We start from the raw sequence: 1,568 nt of genomic DNA on the forward strand, positions 1-1,568 counted from the left end.
TGCTGTGACCGCATAGGTTCGCCGGGTTGGTGGTCGGGGCGGTTGGATGGGCGGTGACGTTCGATCCGACTGCTGGAGGTGCGGTGGCTGAGCCTGTGCGGGTGCGCAGACTGACCGATCAGGAGGGGCAGAAGCTGCAGCAGATAGTGCGCCGGGGCAGCACCAGTTCGGTGCGCTACCGGCGGGCGATGATGCTGCTGGCTTCGGCGGGCGGGAACCGGGTGCCGGTGATCGCGCAGCTGGTCCAGGCCGACGAGGACACCGTCCGCGACGTGATTCACCGGTTCAACGAGATCGGCCTGGCCTGCCTGGACCCTCAGTGGGCGGGAGGCCGTCCCCGCCTGCTCAGTCCTGACGACGAGGACTTCGTCATCCAGACGGCCACTACCCGCCCGACCAAACTCGGCCAGCCCTTCACCCGCTGGTCGATCCGGAAGCTCGCCGCCTACCTGCGGAAAGTCCACGGCCGTGTGATCCGCATCGGCCGCGAGGCATTACGGATGCTGCTTTTGCGCAGCGGCATCACCTTCCAGCGCACCAAGACCTGGAAGGAATCCCCGGACCCCGAGCGTGACACCAAGCTCGACCGCATCGAACACGTCCTTCACCGCTTCCCGGACCGTGTCTTCGCGTTCGACGAGTTCGGCCCGCTCGGCATCCGGCCCACCGGCGGCAACTGCTGGGCCGAGCAGACCAAGCCCGACCGGGTGCCGGCGACCTACCACCGCACCCACGGCGTCCGGTACTTCCACGGCTGCTACTCCATCGGCGACGACACCCTGTGGGGCGTCAACCGGCGCAAGAAGGGCGCCGCCAACACCCTGGCCGCTTTGAAGTCGATCCGTGCGGCCCGACCCGACGGCGCCCCCATCTACGTGATCTTGGACAACCTCTCCGCACACAAGGGCGAGCGGATCCGCCGCTGGGCGACCAAGCACCGGGTCGAACTGTGCTTCACCCCGACCTACGCGTCCTGGGCCAACCCCATAGAAGCTCACTTCGGGCCGCTGCGGCAGTTCACCATCGCCAACTCGAACCACCCCAACCACACCGTCCAGACCCGGGCCCTGCACGCCTACCTGCGCTGGCGCAACACCAACGCCCGCCACCCCGACGTCCTGGCCGCCCAACGCCGAGAACGCGCCCGTATCCGCAGCGAGAAACGCATCCGCTGGGGCGGACGCCCACTCGCCCCAGCAGCATGAAACCCGGCGAACCTATGCGGTCACAGCACTAGCGGTGTGTCCGCTCGGTGGCGGTCTTTCAGGTGCGTTTATTGTGGTGTGGTAGCTGATCTGAAGGGATTTCTGTTCTCGTGGCTCCTCGTGCTCTTGCCCGGATGTGTTTCGAGATGCCCTCGCCCGTGGGGGATGTCCTCACCGGGATTGGCACCCTCGATCCCGCCGATCTCACCGCCTTCATGGCGCACGTCCAGCAAGCGGCCAAGGTCTACCAGGATGTGGTGGCCCGTCCGCCCCAGGGGATGACGGCGGAACAGGCACTCAGAGCGCTCACCCGGATCCCCTCGCACCGCCTGACCGCCGGCCTCACCCGCGCCGAACGCGACC

The 1,568-nt window shown here is 67.5% G+C and carries 2 protein-coding genes; both read left to right on the forward strand.

Annotation, left to right across the window (positions count from 1 at the left end; genetic code table 11):
* The first annotated feature begins 83 nt into the window (after nt 1–83).
* Nucleotides 84–1,205, forward strand: coding sequence for an IS630 family transposase (locus AC3ET4_RS30720; RefSeq protein ID WP_431955232.1), 1,122 nt, complete (start codon nt 84–86; stop codon nt 1,203–1,205).
* Nucleotides 1,206–1,351: 146 nt separating this feature from the next.
* Nucleotides 1,352–1,568 (forward strand): hypothetical protein (locus AC3ET4_RS30725; protein ID WP_431955234.1); only part of this gene is annotated, 217 nt, incomplete at its 3' end.

The sequence above is a fragment of the Actinacidiphila sp. bgisy167 genome (assembly GCF_057707665.1).